The following is a 19,998-nucleotide window of genomic DNA, read 5'->3' as shown; positions in this document are numbered from 1 at the left end:
TTATTGGAATAATTACGTAGATGGACAATCTTATCGAAGCCTCCGGTGTCGTAAAGCGCTACGACGGGCATACTGCTCTTGACGGTGTTGACCTGTCGATACCCGAAGGCACTATTTACGGTCTGCTCGGCCCTAACGGTGCGGGCAAGACCACACTCATACGTATAATAAATCAGATTATCACTCCCGACAGCGGTACGGTGCTTCTCAATGGGAAACCTTTGCATCCTGACGATGTGATGCGTGTCGGTTATCTTCCCGAAGAACGCGGCCTATATAAAAAGATGAAGGTCATCGATCATATCGTGTATCTCGGTCGGTTGAAGGGGATGACTTCGCGCGATGCAAGGATTGAGGCCGAAAAGTGGCTGCGCCGTATGAATCTTGTCGAATGGGCCAATAAGAAGATTGAAGCCCTTTCAAAAGGTATGGCTCAGAAAGTACAGTTCATCGGCACGGTTGTACACCGTCCGCCGCTTATGATTTTCGACGAGCCCTTCTCCGGTTTCGACCCAGTGAATGCCGAGCAACTCAAACAGGAGATACTCGAGCTTAACCACAACGGAGCCACAATCCTGTTTTCCACTCATAATATGTCGTCGGTCGAGGAAGTGTGCGACAGCATATCGCTCATCAACCATTCAAGGGTGGTGTTGCAGGGCAATGTAGCCGATGTAAGGCAGCGGCATAAAAAACACCTTTTCAAGGTAAGGGTCGCCGAGCCTGTCATAGCTCCAAATCCCGAGTTTTTCAGGATTGACAGTATCGAGCCGGATATCATGGGCGGCTCTCAGATAATTCTGCGGCTTGCTCCGGGGGTGGCAATGCGTACCGTTATTGACTTCCTTAATCCTACATATACTATTCTCGGATTTGAGGAAATTTTCCCTACAATGAACGAAATTTTCATCGAAACTGTGACCGGAAATGAATAAGACACGATTATGGCTTGTGCTGAGGCGCGAGTATCTTTCTATAGTTGCCAAGAAATCTTTTATACTGACCACTCTCCTCGTGCCGTTTCTGATTGTCTCCATAGGGTTTGCCATGGGACTGATGATGGTACTTAATGAAGCTGAAGGCGACCATGTGGCCGTTATTGACCAGAGCGGGCGCTACGGCGCATGTCTGGAAAACACAAGTGAGTATATCTTCGAGATGCCTTCCGACTATAATGTAGGGAATATGCGTCAGAAGTTTGCGAACGATGAAGAGTCGGACGACTATGACCGGCCTCCATATTATGCTATCGTGGTCATACCGGCTACTCTCGATTCCACGTTGCAGGTCAACGTGTTCAGCTCGTCGCCTACACGTTCCTCTCTCCGTGAGGTAATCGAAGACCAGCTCAGCAAGGCCGTGTCGGATACAAGGGTCGCATCCTATGGCATACCTGAACTTGACCGTATCATAAAGGACAGTCAGGTGCAGGTGGCTGTCCGCACAAATACATGGAGCGATGACGGTGACACTTCAGTTACCTCCGACGAGCTCATGTCGGTCATCGGTCTGGCACTTGCATTCCTTACATATATGTTTGTGCTTACTTACGGAGCTATGATTATGAGTTCGGTGGTCGAGGACAAGGTCAACCGTATCGTAGAGGTAATCGTAAGTTCATGCAAGCCGGTGGAGCTGATGCTCGGCAAGATTCTCGGTGTTGCCCTTGTGGGCCTTACACAGGTCGCTATATGGGCTGTGCTTATAGGTATAGGGCTGATGGTGCTCGGGGGGCTGGGCATTGCCGGTTCCATGGATGCCTCGTCGTTTGATGCCGGTGCTGTCGGAGCAGCCGCCGATATGGCGGCCGACAGCGAGCTTGGCGATATGATTCATGCTATTCTTGGGGTGAAGTGGCTGCAACTGCTTGGCATGTTCGTCATATACTTTATTGGCGGATATATGCTTTATGCGTCGCTTTTTGCCGCATTCGGCTCGGCGGTTGACCAGCAGAGCGATGCCAATCAGTTTATGACCCCCCTGATGATGGTGATAGTGTTCTCCCTTATGATAGGCCAGACTTGTATCCAGAATCCTGACGGCACGCTTGGTGTGGTATGCTCGATTATTCCGTTCACATCTCCTATTGTGATGATGGTGCGCCTCCCCTACGATGTGCCGGCTTGGGAGATGCTTGCCTCGATTGTGGTGCTCTATGGCACTGCTGCGTTCTTTACATGGCTGTCGGCGCGTATATATCGTCGTGGTATTCTCATGTATGGACACAAATCTACTTTTGCCGACTTGTGGCGTTGGATAAAATAATCAAATCGACACATTCGCGCAGGTGATTCTGCCGAATTGTTCACAATAACGGGGAATTGGCGAAATAATCCGGCTTTTGCTTGATTGTTTCGCCAATTTCCGTTATTTTTGCGGAATATTGGAATTTGAAAAAGTATTAAAATAGTTTTCCCTATGAGTGACAGACTTTTTATATTTGACACTACTCTTCGCGATGGCGAACAGGTGCCGGGATGCCAGCTCAATACTGTTGAGAAAATCGAGGTGGCCAAGGCGCTTGAGGAGTTGGGTGTCGACGTCATAGAAGCCGGCTTCCCCGTATCGAGTCCCGGCGATTTTAATTCGGTTGTTGAAATATCAAAGGCCGTCACATGGCCTACCATATGTGCATTGACGCGCGCTGTGGAAAATGACATCCGTGTCGCCGCCGAGTCGCTGCAATATGCCAAGCATAAACGCATACATACCGGTATCGGCACTTCCGACCCTCATATAAAATATAAGTTCAACTCCAATCGCGAAGAGATTATCGAGCGCGCGGTTGCGGCTGTAAAGTATGCCAAGAGCTTTGTTGAGGATGTGCAGTTTTATGCCGAGGATGCGGGCCGTACCGACAATGAATATCTTGCTAGAGTCGTTGAGGCTGTGATAAAGGCCGGCGCGACTGTCGTCAATATCCCGGATACTACAGGATATTGTATGCCCTGGGAGTTCCGCGACAAGATAAAATATCTCATGGAGCATGTCGACGGCATACATCGTGTCACAATAGCCACCCACTGCCATAATGATCTTGGTATGGCTACTGCCAACACCATTTCAGGTGTGATGGGCGGGGCGCGTCAGGCCGAAGTCACTATCAATGGTATTGGTGAGCGTGCCGGCAACACGTCGCTTGAGGAGGTTGTGATGGCATTCCGCTCGCATAAGGAACTCGGTATCGACACAAACATCAACGCCACTAAGATATGTGGCGTAAGCCGTATGGTGTCGTCGCTGATGAATATGCCCGTGCAGCCCAACAAGGCTATTGTTGGACGCAATGCTTTTGCCCACAGCTCGGGCATACATCAGGATGGCGTGCTGAAAAATCGTGAGAGCTACGAGATTATCGACCCGAAAGATGTAGGTGTCGACGAGAATTCTATTGTGCTCACCGCCCGCTCGGGGCGCGCGGCGTTGAAACATCGTCTGCATGTGCTTGGTGTGGAACTGAGCAAAGAGGCACTCGACAAGGCTTATGAGGCTTTCCTCCGTTTGGCCGACCGCAAGAAGGAAATCAACGACGACGATGTGCTGATGCTTGCAGGCGAGCACCACAAGGCCAACCGTCGCCTGAAGCTCGATTTCCTTCAGGTTACTTCCGGAGTCGGGGTGAAGTCGGTAGCATCTATCGGACTTGATATCGCAGGCGAGAAATTTGAGGCATGTGCCTCAGGCAACGGCCCTGTCGACGCAGCCATTACTGCCATCAAGCAGATTATCCATCGCAAGATGCTTGTTAAGGAATTCCTCATACAGGCAATCAACAAGGGCTCGAATGATATCGGAAAGGTGCATATGACGGTTGAATACGACGGCAACAGTTACTATGGATTCTCGGCCAACACCGATATTATCGCCGCATCCGCCGAGGCGTTTATCGATGCTATCAATAAATTTGTACATTGACCTGATACTTTATATCTATGCCGAAAACTCTTTTTGATAAAATCTGGGATGCCCACGCCGTAAATGTCATAGAGGGTGGACCAACACAGTTGTATATCGACAGGCATTATTGCCATGAGGTGACAAGTCCGCAGGCCTTTGACGGTCTGCGCCGCCGCGGCCTCAGGGTGTTCCGCCCCGGACGCACTGTCTGTTCTCCCGACCACAATATTCCGACAAAAAACCAGGATAAGCCGATTGCCGATCCGGTGTCGCGCAATCAGGTGGAGACACTCAACCGCAATGCGGCTGAGTTCGGTCTGGATATCTTCGGGATAGGGCATGAGCGCAACGGTATAATCCACGTCATCGGGCCCGAAAATGGCTTGACACTCCCGGGCTACACGATAGTGTGCGGCGACAGCCATACTTCCACTCATGGCGCTTTTGGCGCGGTGGCCTTCGGGATAGGTACCTCGGAGGTGGAGATGGTGCTTGCCTCGCAGTGCATACTCCAGCCTAAGCCAAAGTCGATGCGTATCACCGTTGACGGGCATTTGCGTCCCGGTGTCACCGCCAAGGATGTGGCGCTTTATATAATATCACGGATGACGACATCCGGCGCCACGGGATATTTCGTTGAGTATGCCGGAGAGGTTGTCCGCGATATGTCGATGGAGGAGAGAATGACGCTATGCAATCTGTCGATTGAGATGGGCGCGCGCGGCGGCATGGTAGCCCCGGATGAAACAACATTTGCCTATCTCAAGGGACGCGACTTTGCTCCCAAGGATGACAAGTGGGATGAGGCTGTGGCATATTGGCGCACTCTCCCTACGGATTATGATGCCGTTTTCGATGCCGAGGTGAGATTTGATGCTGCCGATATCGAGCCGCGCGTCACGTTCGGCACTAATCCTGGGATGGGTATCGGTATTTCTGAGGTTGTGCCACGGAATCCCGGGGAGAATGATGCTGAACGTGCAGGATATACACGTGCGCTCCGGTATATGGGATTTGAAGAGGGAGAGAAGATTACCGGTACGCGGGTGGATTACGTGTTTGTAGGCAGTTGTACCAATGGCCGCTTTGAGGATTTCAGGCTTTTTGCGGAAATGGTCAAAGGGCGTAAGAAAGCTCCCGGAGTGATAGTATGGCTTGTGCCGGGAAGCCGCAGGGTGCTGGGACAGATTCGCAGTGCCGGACTTGACCGCATTTTTGCCGAGGCCGGATTTGAACTGCGTGAGCCGGGATGCTCGGCATGTCTTGCGATGAATGACGATAAGGTAGCTCCCGGCAGGCTTTGTGTGTCTACCTCCAATCGCAACTTTGAAGGACGTCAGGGCCCCGGTTCCCGAACGGTCCTTGCCGGCGTGCCTGTAGCCGCCGCTGCCGCCCTCACCGGATATATCACAGACCCCCGTACGCTTTAATACAGAAATGGACGAAAAGATTACAATAATAACATCCACGGCAGTGCCTCTGCCTGTCGAGAATGTGGATACCGACCAGATTATCCCTGCCCGATTTCTTAAGGCTACCTCAAGAGAGGGGTTCGGTGACAATCTGTTCCGCGACTGGCGATTCGACAAGGAAGGAAACAAGATTGACAGTTTTGTGCTCAATGACCCGCGATATTCCGGTTCGATACTTATTGCCGGAAAGAATTTCGGCAGCGGTTCCTCTCGCGAACATGCCGCGTGGGCCATACATGACTATGGGTTCCGCGTAGTAGTGTCGAGCTTCTTTGCCGATATACATAAGAATAATGAGCTCAACAACTTTGTGCTTCCGGTGGTGGTCTCTGATGAGTTCCTGAAAGAACTTTTTGATACAGTGTTTGCCGCCCCGGGCTCGCAGATATGTGTGAATCTTCCCGATCAGACCATAACAAATCTGTCGACCGGACACATGGAGCACTTCGACATCAATCCATATAAAAAACATTGTCTGCTCAATGGTCTGGATGACATATCCTATCTGCTCTCACGCAAGGATGACACCGAGGCCTACGAGCGTAAGGCAAAACATTACTAAACAGACTATAACTTATACTGATGAATTTTAAAATAGCGGTATTGCCGGGCGACGGCATAGGCCCTGAAATCTCCGCACAGGGTGTGCTCGTCATGAAAAAAGTGTGTGAGCGTTTCGGACATACTGTCGAATTCTCCTACGGTATCGTCGGTGCTGATGCCATCGATAAGGTCGGGGATCCGTTCCCCCATCAGACATATGAACTGTGTCGCGACAGCGATGCTGTACTGTTCTCTGCCGTAGGCGATCCTAAATACGACAATGACCCTGACGCGAAAGTGCGGCCCGAGCAGGGATTGCTCGCAATGCGCAAGAAACTCGGTCTGTTTGCCAATATCAGGCCTGTGACGACTTTCCCGATGCTGCTCGATAAATCACCGTTGCGTGCCGATATAATTCGTGGCGCCGATTTTGTGTGTATCCGAGAGCTTACCGGCGGCATGTATTTCGGCAAAAAGCATGAAGGTGACAATGAGGCCTGGGATACCAATTTTTATACACGCAGTGAGGTAGGGAGGATATTGCGTGTCGGCTATGAGTATGCACGCCGCCGCCGTCGTCATCTTACTGTGGTTGACAAGGCTAACGTATTGGCTTCCTCCCGCCTGTGGCGCAAGGTTGCAAAAGAGATAGCGGCAGAGTATCCCGATGTCACCACTGATTTCATGTATGTCGACAATGCGGCCATGCGTATGATTCAGGACCCTTGCTTTTTCGATGTGATGGTTACTGAAAATACGTTCGGCGATATCCTTACCGACGAGGGTTCTGTGATATCCGGCTCAATGGGATTGCTCCCGTCGGCATCGACCGGAGAGTCGACTCCGGTGTTTGAGCCTATCCATGGTTCGTGGCCCGAGGCAAAAGGCCGTAATATCGCCAACCCGATTGCTCAGATTCTGTCGGTGGCCATGCTCTTTGAATACTTTAATCTTCCGGATGAAGGCAAGGCTATACGTGATGCCGTGCAGGCTTCGCTTGAAGCCGGATTTACGACTCCCGACCTTTCGAAGCCGGGATACCGCACGTATGAGGTAGGGCAATGGATTGCCGAGCATATCTGATGTGCCGCCCGACGGTTGCAGAGACAAGATGATGCGGATGTAACTATTTGCGCATTAAAAGTGTTATAATATGGAAGTTGTTGCTGATATACAGAGATGACTTCCATATATTTTTTAATTTGTAGTATGGTCATTATGAAAAAGCGTTTGCCATTGGCAATATTTGCACTTTCTGCCGCATTTGGAGCATCTGCTCAATACTATGAGCTGGCCAACCAGTTGCCCCAGCTTTTGCGTCCGGCTCTTTCCGGCTCGTGGCAATATAAGGGGTTTGTTGATGCGACAGCAATGGCAGGACTCGGCCATAACAGGGCCAACATACTGAGTGTGTCCACATCTCAGGGATTCCAGTACACATCATGGTTCTATATGGGCGTCGGCCTGGGTGTCGATGTCGCTTTTTCAAATTACGATGGTTCACTCTCAAGAGCCGATGTGCCGGGATACTGGGAGCACGGCGCCAATAAGACCGGTGCCATGTTGCCGTTGTTTACCGATTTCCGTTTTACATTCGGTGGCGCGTCAAACGAGTTGTCGGCTTTTATTGATCTGAGGCTTGGCGCTACATTTCTGCTCGGCAACAATTATCTGGAGTTCGGCAACGGATATCTGTCCAACGACGGTCAGTTCTATCTGCGTCCGTCGGTCGGATTGCGCATTCCCGTCAATTCATCTAATTCAAAGCAGGCAGTCGACCTCGGCATCACATACCAGCTTATTACTTCGGCAAACAATTATACATGGGGAGGTCGTGGCATGAGTCTCAATGCCCTTGGCTTTACAATAGCCTACGAGTGGTGATGCGATGGCCCGTGTCATATAAATGGCCGTAGCAATATGTGTATGCCTCTGCCACCGCGGCGGGTATAGGCATATGCTGTTTTCAACAACAGTCTGCGCCAATGGCTGTGCGCTCTCTTCATTACCTCGTTGTAAAGCCTGTCGGCCTCGGGACTTTTTTCGCGGGCATAAAGCGATGCGAGAATCATGCGGCGTAGTTCAAGCCACCGTAGTTCCTTCCGGAGATTATATTTTTGCAATGTCTCCTCGCAGCAGTCGAGCGCATATTCCCATTTTTGTGCTCCGGATGAATAGTCGGTGCCGGTGATGGATTTTCTCTGTTCTACAACAAGCACTGTCGGTTGTCCGTGAATCTTTAAAACCCGGGGATTCTCAGCGGCAAGACGCATGCCTGTTTCATAATCGTCCCAGCCCAATACTTTTGCATTCCAGGCCCCGGCTTTACGGAAGAAATCGGTGCGTACGGCATAGCGCTGTGTTGAGAAAATGGCGTTGAATATATTGCGGAACATTATATCCTTGTCTGCGAAATCGCGTATGGTACTGCTTCCGTCGAGGCATCGTACTGCAACATCCCAGCCGATGATATCATTGTCAGGATATCTTACGATTGCCTCGTGTACACGCTTGAGATGTCCGTCGAGCATCAGGTCGTCAGAATCGAAAAACATCACCCACGGAGTGTTTGCTTCCTGCAATCCGCGGTTGCGTGCGGCAGCTGCGCCGGCGGTTGTTTCCTTTACGACCGTTATGCACCAACCGGCTTTGTCTTGTTTTCGGGCCCAGTGCTCCAATACTTTTGATGTGCCGTCGGTACTGTTGTTGTCGACCAGTACAACCGGACATTTCAATCCTTGTCGTTCAAGCGATTCCAATGTCGCTCCGACAATATCTTCACGGTTGAATACAGGTATGACTACAGTAAGCAAAGATTCCATAACTTACAATAAAAACGAAAAACAGCTGTTCTTTATTATATGAGAATACTGTTATTGGGCGACGCAAGCAATTACCACAATTGTCTGGCCAAAGGACTTGAAAATCTTGGACATGATGTAGTTGTCGCATCCAACGGGAGCACGTGGATGGGCACACACCGCGATATCGATCTTGACCGGCACATACCGGGAAAGGTCGGTGGGGCCATATTGGCTGCCAGGATTAAGTGGCTTATGATGTCGGGACGTCTTTCCGGATATGATGTAGTGCAGATAGGGACTCCTTTTTTTGTCACACAGCGCCCGCAGCGTCTGAAATGGATTTTCGATTTCATCCGCAGAAACAACCGTCTGGTATTGAATTCGGCATATGGCGCGGAGCCGTACTGGATAGACTATTGTCTTGACAGAGGGGGTATGCGTTACAACGAGTGGCGTATCGGCTCCGGCCCGGGACCTCTCGCAGTCAGTAGTCCCGACCTGATGACGTCGTGGAACACTCCCGAGATGAGGCATTATAATGATTATGTATTCTCTCGTTTTGACGGTGCCGTTTCCGCTCTGTGGGAATACAATGAGGAGATGTTGCGCCATTTCCCGGCAGAGAAAGTCGCATATGCCGGCATTCCTATTGATGTCGATTCATTGTCACTGCGTCCCGAGATAGATTCGATACCGGGAAAGGTAAGGATATTCCTTGGTGTACATCGCGACCGAATGGTTGAAAAGGGCACCGACCGTATGCTCGCGGCTGTAAAAAAAGTCGTGGAGCGTTATCCCGACAAATGTGAACTTACCTACGTGGAAAGTGTGCCATATAAGGATTATGTCGGAATGATGCGCTCGTCACACGTAATTCTCGACCAGCTGTACAGCTACACACCCGCTACAAACGCCATGCTCGCTATGGCGCAGGGCATAGTAGCGGTAACCGGTGCAGAACCTGAATTTTACGATTTTATAGACGAACATGACAATCGTCCCATAATAAATGCTGTTCCTGACGACGAGGCATTGTTCCGCACTTTCGAGGATATAGTGCTGCACCCTGAACGTATTCCTGCACAGTCGCGTGCATCACGCGATTTCGTCGCCACGCACAATCATCTCGATGTGGTGTCGCGTCGCTTCCTTGACTTTTGGGCTAAGGGATTGTCTAAGCCTCCGTTCCCCAATATTTGTTAACGCCGTTCCGAGCCGTCGGATGATATATGTCTGTAACGGTATATGCATCCTTTCAGCATCAACTTTAACATCTGGGGAAACGATGTGTCAAGATGTCGGCTCCGCCGGTATGCGTTGACAATAATGCGGGGAAACCATGTGACAGGATGAATCAAGGCTATTGATGCGCCGTGAGCCATGATGACACCTTCATTGAGTGCCATATGCTCCATTGTTGTAGGATTAGGGTGGCTACACAGACTCAACGGGAAATATCGTCCGGTCATATTCCGTTTAAAAGCCTGATGGAGAAATACGGCGATTTCTCCGGATTGCAATATTGGAGCATTCCGCCCGAATAGTTCGTTGAATCTGACTTTATGGCGTCGGATACTTTCAAGATTAAATGCAATTTCGAATTCCAACGGCCAATAGAAGCGCGGAGGGTGTCGTAGGTCAAATGAATACGATGGCATATTGCGTTCCATTTGGCATTCCGCTTTAAAAGCAAAGATATCGACCGATGGATTATCCTTGAAGATATCAAATAAATGCCTGATGCTTTCTTCTGTGTATATCAGGTCATCATCTGAAATCAGGCAATAGTCAGCCGTTGCTTTTGATAATGCGAAATTCCTGTTTCGGGATACACCCGTTGAAAAGTGGGAATATATATCAATGTCTTTCCTTTTCAGAGAGTCGGGGATTTGCCCGGGAACTTCGCCCCTTGGTATTTGCCATGAAACAATGTACCTTACCCCCGGTATCGGGGGTAAGGTCATTTGGCTTACTCGGATTATGCCTTGATTGCCATATGTAGCAATGAGTATGTCAAGTGTCATCGCTTATTGCTGACAATCGGTTGTTAGAAATGGCGTCCTACGGTAGTGGAGATAGCGGAGGGATCTGTTACGCGGTCGGTAATCTGTCCGTTGGCGAGGACGAATGTGGTCGGAAGCCCCTGCACATTGTAGTTCATGAGAGTCTGGGCACCCTGTGTCGAGGGATGGTAGACGGTAATCCATGGAAGGTTTTTTGCCGATTTCTTCCATTGGAATTCATCGTCGTCAAATGCCACCTGATATATCTCAAGACCCTGGTTGTGATAGCGGCGGTATGCCTCGGCCAGAAGAGCATTATAAGCGGTGGAGCCTTCGGCGGTATAGGCGGTAAAGCTCAGTATCACTGCTTTATTGCGGTTTACAGCATCTGACAGCGAGATGGTGTCGCCCTTCTCATTAGTGAGGCTGATATCGAAATACGCGAGTTCAGTGGCCTGGATTGTGTCTGTCGGCATGGTTAAGTCGGGATTCATGGCCACACGGTTGGCCAAATACAGTTGCTTGAGATATGATGTGCGTGGGTCGTCGGGCCGTTTCTCGCTATATGCATTTGCCACGGCACCGATTACCCGGTTGTCCATTCTGTCGGCGGGATTGAAAAGATATCTGCCGTTGATTTGTTTTGAGATTATATAATATGCTACAATACCCGACGGATCCGCCAGGATTGTCTGGGCGAGTTCTCTCTTGAGTTCTGAGTCGGTCAGTGCCGATTCGGCTCCCTTGGCTCTTACCGCATCCATTAGTTTTCTGTCGGCTTCCATCATGGCTTCGGCGGCGGCGCTTCCTTCGATGGTGTAGGAAGCGTCAAACAGGCTGTCGGTCGTAGCTACTGTCACAGTCTCGATGCTGTCTATCGGGAAATATATATTTCGTCCGTCAAGATTCAGTCGGTACACGTCGGGACGTCCCATGGCAGTATGGGAATATTCGAATTTGCCATTTTTCCCGGTTGTTATAGTATCGAGTGTATACCAGCGTCCGTTGTCCGATGCCTGAACAAGTATCTCTTTGCCTGCACCACCTTCGAGAGTGCCTTTTACATGCCATTGGTTGTTGCTGCATGCTGCCGCGATAAACAACAGTGCGCAGCCTGTAGCGGTTGATATATGCTTCATATCTATATTGTAGAAATGGTTGTTTGGTCTTATTTGTTGTCGTTGATGTTGAATGTGCGCTTAAGTTCGGTAGTCACCTGGTGGGCGTCAAGAAGAGCCTGCACATAATGATTGTGCATCGACATTATCTGAGGATTGCTCTCCGGGTTGAATTCTTTGTTGATCATGCTGTCATCGAGCCATTCTCCAGGACTGTCGAAATCGGTGTCGTATCCAATCTGCTGGGTGAAATCGCGCATGGCGTCATCGCGTCTCATCTGGTCGAGCGAACGCACTGATTCGGTCCATCGGTCAATCACCGACACTAATATCTCGGGAGTGATGTCCTCGATATTTACCGAGTAGCATTTATTGAAATTGTGGCATACGAATGTCCACGCATAATGGTCGTATTGCGAGCCCTCGTAGTTGAGTCGTTCTGACAGTTGCTCTACCGACGTTATTGTGCCGTCGATGATTGAGCTGAATATATCCTTGATTTTACTTTCCGGAACGATTAGCGATACAATATCGGCCCAGTCGCCCGCTACATTTACCGGCTCTTCCTGTAGCTGTTCCCAAAGAGTCTTGTCAGGATTAAGTGGTGTGTGGAGCAATTTCTTCACTATTGTCTCGCCCATGAAATAATCGATGGCGAGAGCATAGTATTCACGTCCCTTGCGTATGTACTCGCGTTTGAGTCTGAAGTTATGACGGCGCGGATAGTCGTAGTTTTCGTCTGCTTCAATCTGTTCGAGCACACTCAGCGCCCTATATAATACAATCGCTGTAAGTGGGCTTAGCGATACAGTGTTGACATAATCGAGCTTGGGAATGTCGTGACTTCGCTTGTCGCGGATACGCCATTTCAGGATGTCGCGTATGGTACCGGCTGTCTTTACGTTGGCGCCGGGATATATCAGGCTCTCGCCGTTAGGCTGGCCGATTGCATAGGAGAAGGGGAGGGCAGAGGTGTCTGGATGGCGGCTGTGTTTGCCCAACACGAGTGTGAAGTCGCCGAAATGAGCCGGCCATATTATGTAGCTGTTACTGCCCGTCTTGCAGCCATGTTCGAGTATGCCGTTGTGTATAGGCCCCGTACGGTATAAATGGTTGCTCTGGTTGGAGTTGGAGCCGGCATTGAAGAAGGCGTAGTATCCGGCAATGAGCAGGGTCGATTTGTGGTGTGATACGCAATGTGGGCCGGCGAATATACTGCACGACTCGCCGCATTCCATATGGCAGTTGGCGAAGAATACCGAATCGTGGGCCGTGAAGCCATTGCGTATCTGGCTCGCCTGGCCTACAAAAGCATTATGCACCAGCACTGAATTTTCTACCACCGCCTCCGACGAGATTATGAAATTCTCAGCGATTACATTGCAGCCTACCGTGGCCCGGAATCCTACGGTGCCGTTGATAAGAGCCGATGCTCCGCTTATCGTGGCACGGTCAAGAATGCGCACGTTCTGTATTCTTGTTGTGTCGGTGATAGTGACATATGAGCCTATTTCTCCGGTATCCGACGAATGCTCTTCCGCATATCGTCGTATCATGTTGTGGAGAGCTTCGATGAGCTGTGTGTTTTCGGCGTAGATAGTCTGTAGGAAAGATATCTGTGCCGATAGCTTGTCGTATATGAGGTTTACCCTGCTTCCGGTCTCCTCCATAACGTTTACTTTCACGCCGTTGCCGAAAGCCGTGCGTCCGTTGCATATAATGGAGCCCACGTTAGAGATGCATGTGTTTGAGCCTATGCGGTAGTTTACGATGCATTCACGTATGTGGCTTATGCGCACATTGTCACCTATCTCGCAGTCGCGCAGCGTAGCGCTGTATATGCCGGTCGGGAAGTCGAGGCCGCCAAGCCCGCGCAATGAGCCTTCGGTTATGCCAAGGCGTATGTCGCCTATGAATACGCAGTCGTGGTAGTGGCATGGCTGAAAAGGGTCAGCCACCTTCACGCGTACCCATTCGTTGCTGTGGCATCCGTTTTGCCGCAACTGTGTGATTTCATCAATAGTAAGTTCTCGAAAATTAGCCATTGCTGTCTGGATAGAATACTGTGTGATTTGTTTATATTACGCTCTGTATTGTGATAAAGCAGATTATTCCTTGTCAGATGTCGGGGCGGTATCGTCTGATTCCAGATCCTCATAGGTCTGGTATAAAAAGTCGTTGTACGGGAACCGCTGCATGTGTACCTCGCGTGCCATTTCGTAAAGTTTCTTTCGCAGTTCGTCGATATTGGTCTGTTCTTTGGCCGAGATAAACACGCAGTTGTCTGATAGTTTGGCCATCCACGAAGCCTTAAGTTCGTCGAGCGACACATTGGCTTTTGTGCGCGGTGTCAGGTCATCCTCATCTTTGGGTGTATATGAGAATGCATCGACTTTGTTGAATACGACAATCATCTTCTTGTCGTTGTCTTTACCGCAGATATCGGCCAACGTGCGGTTGACAACCTCTATCTGTTCCTCAAACTGCGGGTGGCTTATATCCACCACATGTACAAGTATGTCGGCGTCGCGCACCTCGTCGAGTGTCGACTTGAATGAGTTGACCAGATGGGTAGGGAGCTTGCGTATGAATCCTACCGTGTCGGTAAGCAGAAACGGCAGATTGTCGATAATCACCTTGCGCACGGTGGTGTCAAGTGTGGCGAACAGTTTGTTCTCGGCGAACACATCGCTTTTGCTCAGCAGATTCATGAGGGTGGACTTGCCTACGTTGGTATATCCTACGAGGGCCACTCGGGTAAGTTTGCCGCGATTTTTACGCTGTATTGACTTCTGCGAGTCGATTCTGACGAGTTCGGCCTTGAGGCGCGATATTTTGTCGAGGATGATACGGCGGTCGGTTTCAATCTGCGTCTCGCCGGGACCGCGCATGCCTATACCGCCACGCTGACGCTCCAGGTGGGTCCACATTCTGGTAAGGCGCGGGAGCAGATACTGGTACTGGGCCAGTTCGACCTGGGTCTTCGCATTGGCTGTCTGCGCGCGCTTTGCAAATATGTCGAGAATAAGGCTTGTACGGTCGAGAATCTTAACCTTCAGTTCGCGTTCAAGATTGGCCACCTGCTTGGTCGTAAGGTCATCGTCGAATATTACGAGTCCTATGCCGTTTTCCTCGACATACTGCTGTATTTCTTCAAGTTTGCCTTTCCCTACGAATGTACGTGGGTTGGGATAGTCGACTCTCTGGAGAAAACGTTTCTCGGTGACAGCACCGGCTGTATCGGCGAGGAACGCGAGTTCGTCGAGATATTCGTTGGCTTTGGCTTCCGGCTGCTGAGGAGTGATAAGTCCTACGAGCACGGTGCGCTCCGATACCGGATTGGAGATTATATCTTCTTTCATAATCGTAAATGGTTCATTCGCCTCCGAGCAGACGTCGGTACTCTTCGGGCGAGTTGATAAGTCGCAGCCCTTCGGTAAATGTCGGGTTGTGCATGTTGGCAATGCGGTAGTACGAGCCTGCGTCGTAGAGGTCGCGTGCAAGCATCGCTTTTACTACCATCGATATATATTCGCGGCTCTTTTCATATTCTTCCCGGTTCATTTTCACACCTTCGTCCTCGGCACTCTTTGTGAGAGAATCGAGCATTCCGGGGGTTACGTCGAACCGGTTGGCAAAGTCATCGACCGTAGGATAGTCGCGAAGCAGCGAGGCGCGGTGGCTGTCGATATATCCGATTGTATATTTTACAATCATGCCTTTGGCCATCAGGTCGCGGTAGTATGGAGTGAACCATGCCGTGTCGAGTGGCACGGCTACATCGGGCATTATGCCTCCTCCGCCATACACCGTGCGTTGTTTCTTAAGTGTGGTAAAACGCAGACTGTCGGGCATCACCTTGCGCAGACTGTCGGGATGCATCAGTTCGCCCGAGTCAAAGCGCTTTTTGATGTCGAGTGCATAGTCGTCGATGTCGCCCTTTACATAGGGCTTCTGTATGCAGCGCCCCGACGGGGTGTAATATTTTGCAACAGTGAGACGTATCATTGATCCGTCAGGAAACGGAAACGGCCGCTGTACCAATCCTTTTCCGAAAGTACGTCGCCCGGTGATTACACCACGGTCATGGTCCTGGATGGCTCCTGACAGAATCTCGCTGGCCGAGGCCGAATATTGGTCGACAAGCACTACCACACGTCCGTCGTGGAAGTCACCGTCGCGAGGCGCGCGGTATGTATGGTTGGGTGTCTTTGGCCCTTCGGTGTATACTATCATATCGCCTTTGTCGAGGAAATGCGCTGCAATTTCCTGGGCGGCGTTCAGATATCCTCCGCCATTTCCCTGAAGGTCAATGATGAGATTTTTCATCCCCTCTTTTTTCAACTTTTCAAGAGCTTCCGAAAATTCCTTGGGAGTCTGTTCGGCAAAGCGCGATATACGTATATAGCCTGTTGTGGGGTCGGCCATATAGCTTGCGTCGACACTGTATATGGGTATATCGGCGCGGGTGATGGAAAAATCAATAAGCCCGGGCACATTCTGACGCATTACCTTGACGTCGACGCGAGAGCCCTTGGGCCCGCGCAGGCGGCGCATGACGTCGGAATTCTTCATTTTTACACCGGCGATAATCGTGTCGTCGACCTCGATTATCCTGTCGCCCGGCAGTATGCCTACACGTTCCGAAGGCCCTCCGGATATGGTCGATATCACATACAGCGTGTCCGATGCCATATTGAACGAGATGCCAACTCCGGAGAAGTTGCCGTTGAGCGGTTCGTTGAGTTCCTTGGTCTCTTCGGGGGTGGAATATATAGAATGAGGGTCGAGGGTCTTGAGCATTGCCCGTATGGCCTCGTCTACGATTGTGTCTCTGTCGACAGGCTCCACATAATAGTGCGATATGAGATCTTCCGCAATCTGGAGTTTTCGGTTGGCCGGCAGAGGTGTCATCTGTGCGGCCGAGGGTATGAATGTTGTTGCCAGCATTGCCGCAGAGAATATGCTTAACAAAAAGTGTCTCATCAGGAAAATTACGATAGTAAGTTAATGTATGGCGGTTCGTGAAGGATTGGGGATTATGTCTGTGGACATTCTCTCAATGATGCTCACGAACCGTATACTTATATATTAATGTATATCTGTATCGGAGTGTTCGCAGTCGGGAGCTTTTGGTACAAACTGGCTTATGTCGTAGCCGCAGCGGTCGAGGTCGCGTACCATGGTCGAGCTTACATACTGCAGTTCGGGTAGGGTATACAACAGTACTGTCTCGATTCCCGAGATGCGGCGGTTGGCATAAGCGAGGTTGCGCTCATACTCATAGTCGGCTACCGTACGCACCCCGCGAAGTATGAATTGGGCTCCGTGGCGGGCAGCTACGTCAACGGTAAGTCCGTCGTAGCTTGTCACCTCTACACGAGGCTCATCGGCCATCACGCCTTTTATGTGTTCCACACGTTCGGATGTCGGGCGGTAGCATCGTTTTGAGTCGTTGATACCTACGGCCACTATTATTCGGTCGAATAATTCAAGGCCTCTGTTGATTATCGACAGGTGGCCTATTGTGAATGGGTCGAATGTGCCCGGATATAGAGCTATGCGCTCATGATATTTGGGAGTCATCTTCTACTACAAGGTTGTCAATGATGAAATTTTGTCGCTCGGAAGTGTTTTTGCCCATATAGAACTCAAGCAGTTCGCCTACGGCATCTTCCTTGCGCAGTGTCACGAGGTCGAGCCGCATTTCGGGCCCGATAAATCCGCGGAACTCTTCGGGAGAAATCTCTCCGAGACCTTTGAATCGGGTTATCTCGGCATTGTTGCCGAGCCTGGCTATCGCAGCTACACGCTCCTCCTCGCTGTAACAGTAATATGTTTCGTCGGCGACTGAACTTTTTTTCCCTTTGGCTGCGCCACGCCGGCGGTTTACATTCTTGTTTCTTACTCTGAAAAGCGGGGTCTGCAACACGTATACATGCCCTTTCTTTATCAGCTCGGGGAAAAACTGGAGGAAGTATGTGAGCAGAAGCAGGCGTATGTGCATTCCGTCGACATCGGCGTCGGTGGCTATAATCACGTTGTTGTAGCGCAGGTCGTCGATGCTGTCCTCTATGTTGAGGGCCGCACGCAGCAGGGCGAATTCGTCGTTCTTATACACGTCGACAAGAGGCATGCCGTAGGTGTTGAGAGGCTTGCCTCGCAGTGAGAATACAGCCTGGGTGTCGACATCGCGTATCTTGGTGATTGAGCCGGCGGCTGAGTCACCCTCGGTTATGAATATCGACGAGGCGTTTTTGCGCTCTTCATCCCCCTTGGTATCGCTGAGATGCACACGGCAGTCGAGCAGCTTCTTGTTGTGCAGGGCTATTTTCTTTGCTTTCTCGCGCACAGCCTTTGTGACACCGGCCATTGCCTTGCGTTCCTTTTCGTTCTGCTGTATCTTCTTAAGGAGTATGTCGGCAGTGTCAAGATTGATATGCAGATAATTGTCGAGTTCCTTTTTTACAAAATCACCGATGAATTTTGCTACGCTCGGTCCGTTGGGGCCCATGTCGCGCGACGTGAGCTTGATTTTTGCCTGCGAGTCAAACACCGGCTCTTCAATCTTTACCGATATGGCGGCCACGATGCCTCCCCTTATGTCGGAATACTCGAAGTTTTTGCCGAAATGTTCCTTGATAGTTCTGGACAGTGCCTCGCGGAAAGCTGTGAGGTGGGAGCCGCCCTGCGTGGTGTGCTGGCCGTTGACAAATGAATAATATTCTTCGCCAAACTGCTTTGTGTGGGTGAGAACACATTCGATATCGTCGCTGCGCAGGTGTATTATCGGATAAAGCGGGTCCTGCGTCATATTTTCTTTCAGCAGGTCGAGCAGACCGTTGCGCGAATAGTAGCGTTTGCCGTTGAGAAATATAGACAGTCCGGTGTTGAGGAAAGTATAGTTTTTAATCAGACGCACGATATACTCCTCGTGATAGCGGTAATCGCGGAATATGGTGGCGTCGGGAGTGAAGCGCACAAGTGTGCCGTTGGGCTGGTCGGAGGCCTCCACCCGGCTGTCGCTTATGATTTCCGCACGCTTGTAGTCGACGGCATGGGTCATGCCGTCGCGCCAGCTCTGTATGTAAAAATCCGTCGAGAGCGCATTTACCGCCTTGATGCCGACTCCATTCAGACCCACCGACTTTTTAAACGCCTTTGAGTCATATTTCGCTCCGGTATTCATCTTTGAGCTGACATCTACGATTTTGTCCAGCGGTATGCCGCGTCCGAAGTCCCTTACAGTGATGGTCGTGTCGGTAACAGTCACTTCGATATGCTTTCCGAACCCCATCATATACTCGTCGATGGCGTTGTCGAGCACTTCCTTCAGCAGCACGTACACGCCATCGTCGCTCTGCGAGCCGTCGCCCAGGCTTCCGATATACATGCCGGGACGCAGGCGTATATGCTCGCGCCAGTCGAGTGTCTTGATGTCGTCGCCGGTGTAGTTTGATGGCAGTTGCGGTTCGTTGGCTTCGGGAGCCTCGTCGGGAAGTTGTGGAGTGTATTCTTGTTCTGAGTTGGTGGATGCCATTCTGTCTGATAGTTAAAAATGCGGTAAGAGAATCATACCTGCCTAATCAATTCACAAATTTAATAAAAAAATACAACAATGTAGCCTCGCATATCTAAAAATGGACTATATTTGCTAATAAAAGCATCGATTATGGCTGTAGAAATAGAGCGCAAATTTTTGGTAAAGAACCACGATTACCGGCACATGGCAGTCGGCAGTACTCGTATTATGCAGGGGTATCTCTCGACTGAGATAAGGGCCACGATAAGGGTCCGGTTGTGTGGCGACAATGCTTACCTTACTGTCAAGGGTGCAAATATCGGCTCTGTGCGCGACGAATGGGAGTATGAGATTCCTGTCGACGATGCCATGCGCATGCTTGAGCGCTGTGCGGCGGGAGCTGTTATCGACAAGGAGCGCTACCGTGTGCCCCACGAAGGGCATATGTGGGAAGTCGACGAATTCCATGGTCACTATGAGGGGCTTGTAGTGGCTGAGGTAGAGTTGTCGGATGAAAACGAGGAGGTGGCTATCCCCGACTTTGTAGGGAAGGAGGTCACAGGCAATACCCGGTACTATAATTCGGTGATGGCCTCTGCCGACAATCTGCGTGTTGTCGACGGGCGTCTTGTCTGAAGT

The 19,998-nt window shown here is 50.5% G+C and carries 17 protein-coding genes and 1 pseudogene; 9 read left to right on the top strand and 9 right to left on the bottom strand.

Annotated features, from left to right (window positions below; all coding sequences use genetic code 11):
* Positions 1 to 20: 20 nt before the first annotated feature.
* The 7 genes from ADH68_RS13570 to ADH68_RS13540 all read left to right on the top strand — a co-directional run bounded on the left by ADH68_RS13570 (position 21) and on the right by ADH68_RS13540 (position 7,796).
* Positions 21 to 935, top strand: a complete 915-nt coding sequence (locus ADH68_RS13570) for an ABC transporter ATP-binding protein (RefSeq protein WP_068960353.1) — start codon at positions 21 to 23, stop codon at positions 933 to 935.
* A complete protein-coding gene (locus tag ADH68_RS13565) occupies positions 928 to 2,265 on the top strand; it encodes an ABC transporter permease (protein ID WP_068960354.1) in 1,338 nt (445 codons plus the stop codon). Before ADH68_RS13570 ends, ADH68_RS13565 begins: the two co-directional genes overlap by 8 nt.
* Positions 2,266 to 2,418: 153 nt before the next feature.
* Positions 2,419 to 3,915 carry a 2-isopropylmalate synthase gene (locus tag ADH68_RS13560; protein WP_068960355.1) on the top strand — a complete coding sequence of 499 codons (1,497 nt, stop codon included), beginning with the start codon at positions 2,419 to 2,421 and terminating at the stop codon, positions 3,913 to 3,915.
* Positions 3,916 to 3,932: 17 nt separating this feature from the next.
* Positions 3,933 to 5,327, top strand: coding sequence for a 3-isopropylmalate dehydratase large subunit (leuC, locus tag ADH68_RS13555; protein WP_068960356.1), 1,395 nt, complete (start codon positions 3,933 to 3,935; stop codon positions 5,325 to 5,327).
* A 7-nt stretch (positions 5,328 to 5,334) separates the two neighbouring features.
* The gene (gene leuD, locus ADH68_RS13550; RefSeq protein ID WP_068960357.1) at positions 5,335 to 5,931 is read left to right on the top strand and encodes a 3-isopropylmalate dehydratase small subunit; all 597 of its coding nucleotides are present in this window, start codon (positions 5,335 to 5,337) and stop codon (positions 5,929 to 5,931) included.
* 20 nt (positions 5,932 to 5,951) lie between these two features.
* Positions 5,952 to 6,995, top strand: coding sequence for a 3-isopropylmalate dehydrogenase (gene leuB / locus ADH68_RS13545; RefSeq protein ID WP_068960358.1), 1,044 nt, complete (start codon positions 5,952 to 5,954; stop codon positions 6,993 to 6,995).
* A 135-nt stretch (positions 6,996 to 7,130) separates the two neighbouring features.
* Entirely contained in the window at positions 7,131 to 7,796 is a 666-nt protein-coding gene (locus ADH68_RS13540; RefSeq protein ID WP_133165678.1) for a hypothetical protein, read from the top strand.
* Between the two features lie 14 nt (positions 7,797 to 7,810).
* Here ADH68_RS13540 and ADH68_RS13535 read toward each other — a convergent pair whose 3' ends face one another.
* Positions 7,811 to 8,734: a glycosyltransferase family A protein gene (locus tag ADH68_RS13535; RefSeq protein ID WP_068960360.1), complete on the bottom strand. Its 924-nt coding sequence runs from the start codon at positions 8,732 to 8,734 to the stop codon at positions 7,811 to 7,813.
* A gap of 39 nt (positions 8,735 to 8,773) precedes the next feature.
* On the opposite strand from ADH68_RS13535, the gene ADH68_RS13530 reads away from it, so the two are divergent.
* On the top strand, positions 8,774 to 9,919 hold the full coding sequence (locus ADH68_RS13530) for a glycosyltransferase family protein (RefSeq protein WP_068960361.1): 1,146 nt from the start codon (positions 8,774 to 8,776) through the stop codon (positions 9,917 to 9,919).
* On the opposite strand, the gene ADH68_RS14170 is transcribed toward ADH68_RS13530, so the two are convergent.
* From ADH68_RS14170 to ADH68_RS13495, 8 genes and pseudogenes are all read right to left on the bottom strand, one after another.
* Positions 9,916 to 10,122, bottom strand: coding sequence for a hypothetical protein (locus ADH68_RS14170; protein ID WP_232321474.1), 207 nt, complete (start codon positions 10,120 to 10,122; stop codon positions 9,916 to 9,918). The genes ADH68_RS13530 and ADH68_RS14170 overlap by 4 nt on opposite strands.
* A 225-nt stretch (positions 10,123 to 10,347) precedes the next feature.
* Positions 10,348 to 10,680: pseudogene (locus ADH68_RS14325) on the bottom strand (glycosyltransferase); the annotation flags it as partial.
* Between the two features lie 83 nt (positions 10,681 to 10,763).
* Positions 10,764 to 11,858, bottom strand: a complete 1,095-nt coding sequence (locus ADH68_RS13520; protein ID WP_068960363.1) for a TlpA disulfide reductase family protein — start codon at positions 11,856 to 11,858, stop codon at positions 10,764 to 10,766.
* Between the two features lie 29 nt (positions 11,859 to 11,887).
* A complete protein-coding gene (locus ADH68_RS13515) occupies positions 11,888 to 13,882 on the bottom strand; it encodes a DUF4954 family protein (RefSeq protein ID WP_068960364.1) in 1,995 nt (664 codons plus the stop codon).
* 63 nt (positions 13,883 to 13,945) lie between these two features.
* Positions 13,946 to 15,199, bottom strand: coding sequence for a GTPase HflX (gene hflX / locus ADH68_RS13510; RefSeq protein ID WP_068960365.1), 1,254 nt, complete (start codon positions 15,197 to 15,199; stop codon positions 13,946 to 13,948).
* Positions 15,200 to 15,212: 13 nt separating this feature from the next.
* Positions 15,213 to 16,787, bottom strand: a complete 1,575-nt coding sequence (locus tag ADH68_RS13505) for a S41 family peptidase (RefSeq protein WP_232321476.1) — start codon at positions 16,785 to 16,787, stop codon at positions 15,213 to 15,215.
* 141 nt (positions 16,788 to 16,928) lie between these two features.
* Positions 16,929 to 17,423 carry a pantetheine-phosphate adenylyltransferase gene (gene coaD / locus ADH68_RS13500; RefSeq protein ID WP_068960367.1) on the bottom strand — a complete coding sequence of 165 codons (495 nt, stop codon included), beginning with the start codon at positions 17,421 to 17,423 and terminating at the stop codon, positions 16,929 to 16,931.
* Entirely contained in the window at positions 17,404 to 19,377 is a 1,974-nt protein-coding gene (locus ADH68_RS13495) for a DNA topoisomerase IV subunit B (RefSeq protein ID WP_084273966.1), read from the bottom strand. The genes coaD and ADH68_RS13495 overlap by 20 nt, the downstream gene beginning before the upstream one ends.
* Positions 19,378 to 19,509: 132 nt before the next feature.
* Here ADH68_RS13495 and ADH68_RS13490 point away from each other — a divergent pair, with 132 nt between their 5' ends.
* Positions 19,510 to 19,995 carry a CYTH domain-containing protein gene (locus ADH68_RS13490; RefSeq protein WP_068960368.1) on the top strand — a complete coding sequence of 162 codons (486 nt, stop codon included), beginning with the start codon at positions 19,510 to 19,512 and terminating at the stop codon, positions 19,993 to 19,995.
* Positions 19,996 to 19,998 lie beyond the last annotated feature (3 nt).

This window comes from Muribaculum intestinale (assembly GCF_002201515.1).
Classification (GTDB): Bacteria; Bacteroidota; Bacteroidia; order Bacteroidales; family Muribaculaceae; genus Muribaculum; species Muribaculum intestinale.
This window is presented reverse-complemented; position numbering and strand designations above follow the sequence as displayed.

Coding starts and splice junctions, on each gene's coding strand:
- ADH68_RS13570 (WP_068960353.1), top strand. CDS start 21: ATGGACAATCTTATCGAAGCCTCCGGTGTCGTAAAGCGCTACGACGGG.
- ADH68_RS13565 (WP_068960354.1), top strand. CDS start 928: ATGAATAAGACACGATTATGGCTTGTGCTGAGGCGCGAGTATCTTTCT.
- ADH68_RS13560 (WP_068960355.1), top strand. CDS start 2,419: ATGAGTGACAGACTTTTTATATTTGACACTACTCTTCGCGATGGCGAA.
- leuC (WP_068960356.1), top strand. CDS start 3,933: ATGCCGAAAACTCTTTTTGATAAAATCTGGGATGCCCACGCCGTAAAT.
- leuD (WP_068960357.1), top strand. CDS start 5,335: ATGGACGAAAAGATTACAATAATAACATCCACGGCAGTGCCTCTGCCT.
- leuB (WP_068960358.1), top strand. CDS start 5,952: ATGAATTTTAAAATAGCGGTATTGCCGGGCGACGGCATAGGCCCTGAA.
- ADH68_RS13540 (WP_133165678.1), top strand. CDS start 7,131: ATGAAAAAGCGTTTGCCATTGGCAATATTTGCACTTTCTGCCGCATTT.
- ADH68_RS13535 (WP_068960360.1), bottom strand. CDS start 8,734: ATGGAATCTTTGCTTACTGTAGTCATACCTGTATTCAACCGTGAAGAT.
- ADH68_RS13530 (WP_068960361.1), top strand. CDS start 8,774: ATGAGAATACTGTTATTGGGCGACGCAAGCAATTACCACAATTGTCTG.
- ADH68_RS14170 (WP_232321474.1), bottom strand. CDS start 10,122: ATGGCACTCAATGAAGGTGTCATCATGGCTCACGGCGCATCAATAGCC.
- ADH68_RS13520 (WP_068960363.1), bottom strand. CDS start 11,858: ATGAAGCATATATCAACCGCTACAGGCTGCGCACTGTTGTTTATCGCG.
- ADH68_RS13515 (WP_068960364.1), bottom strand. CDS start 13,882: ATGGCTAATTTTCGAGAACTTACTATTGATGAAATCACACAGTTGCGG.
- hflX (WP_068960365.1), bottom strand. CDS start 15,199: ATGAAAGAAGATATAATCTCCAATCCGGTATCGGAGCGCACCGTGCTC.
- ADH68_RS13505 (WP_232321476.1), bottom strand. CDS start 16,787: ATGCTGGCAACAACATTCATACCCTCGGCCGCACAGATGACACCTCTG.
- coaD (WP_068960367.1), bottom strand. CDS start 17,423: ATGACTCCCAAATATCATGAGCGCATAGCTCTATATCCGGGCACATTC.
- ADH68_RS13495 (WP_084273966.1), bottom strand. CDS start 19,377: ATGGCATCCACCAACTCAGAACAAGAATACACTCCACAACTTCCCGAC.
- ADH68_RS13490 (WP_068960368.1), top strand. CDS start 19,510: ATGGCTGTAGAAATAGAGCGCAAATTTTTGGTAAAGAACCACGATTAC.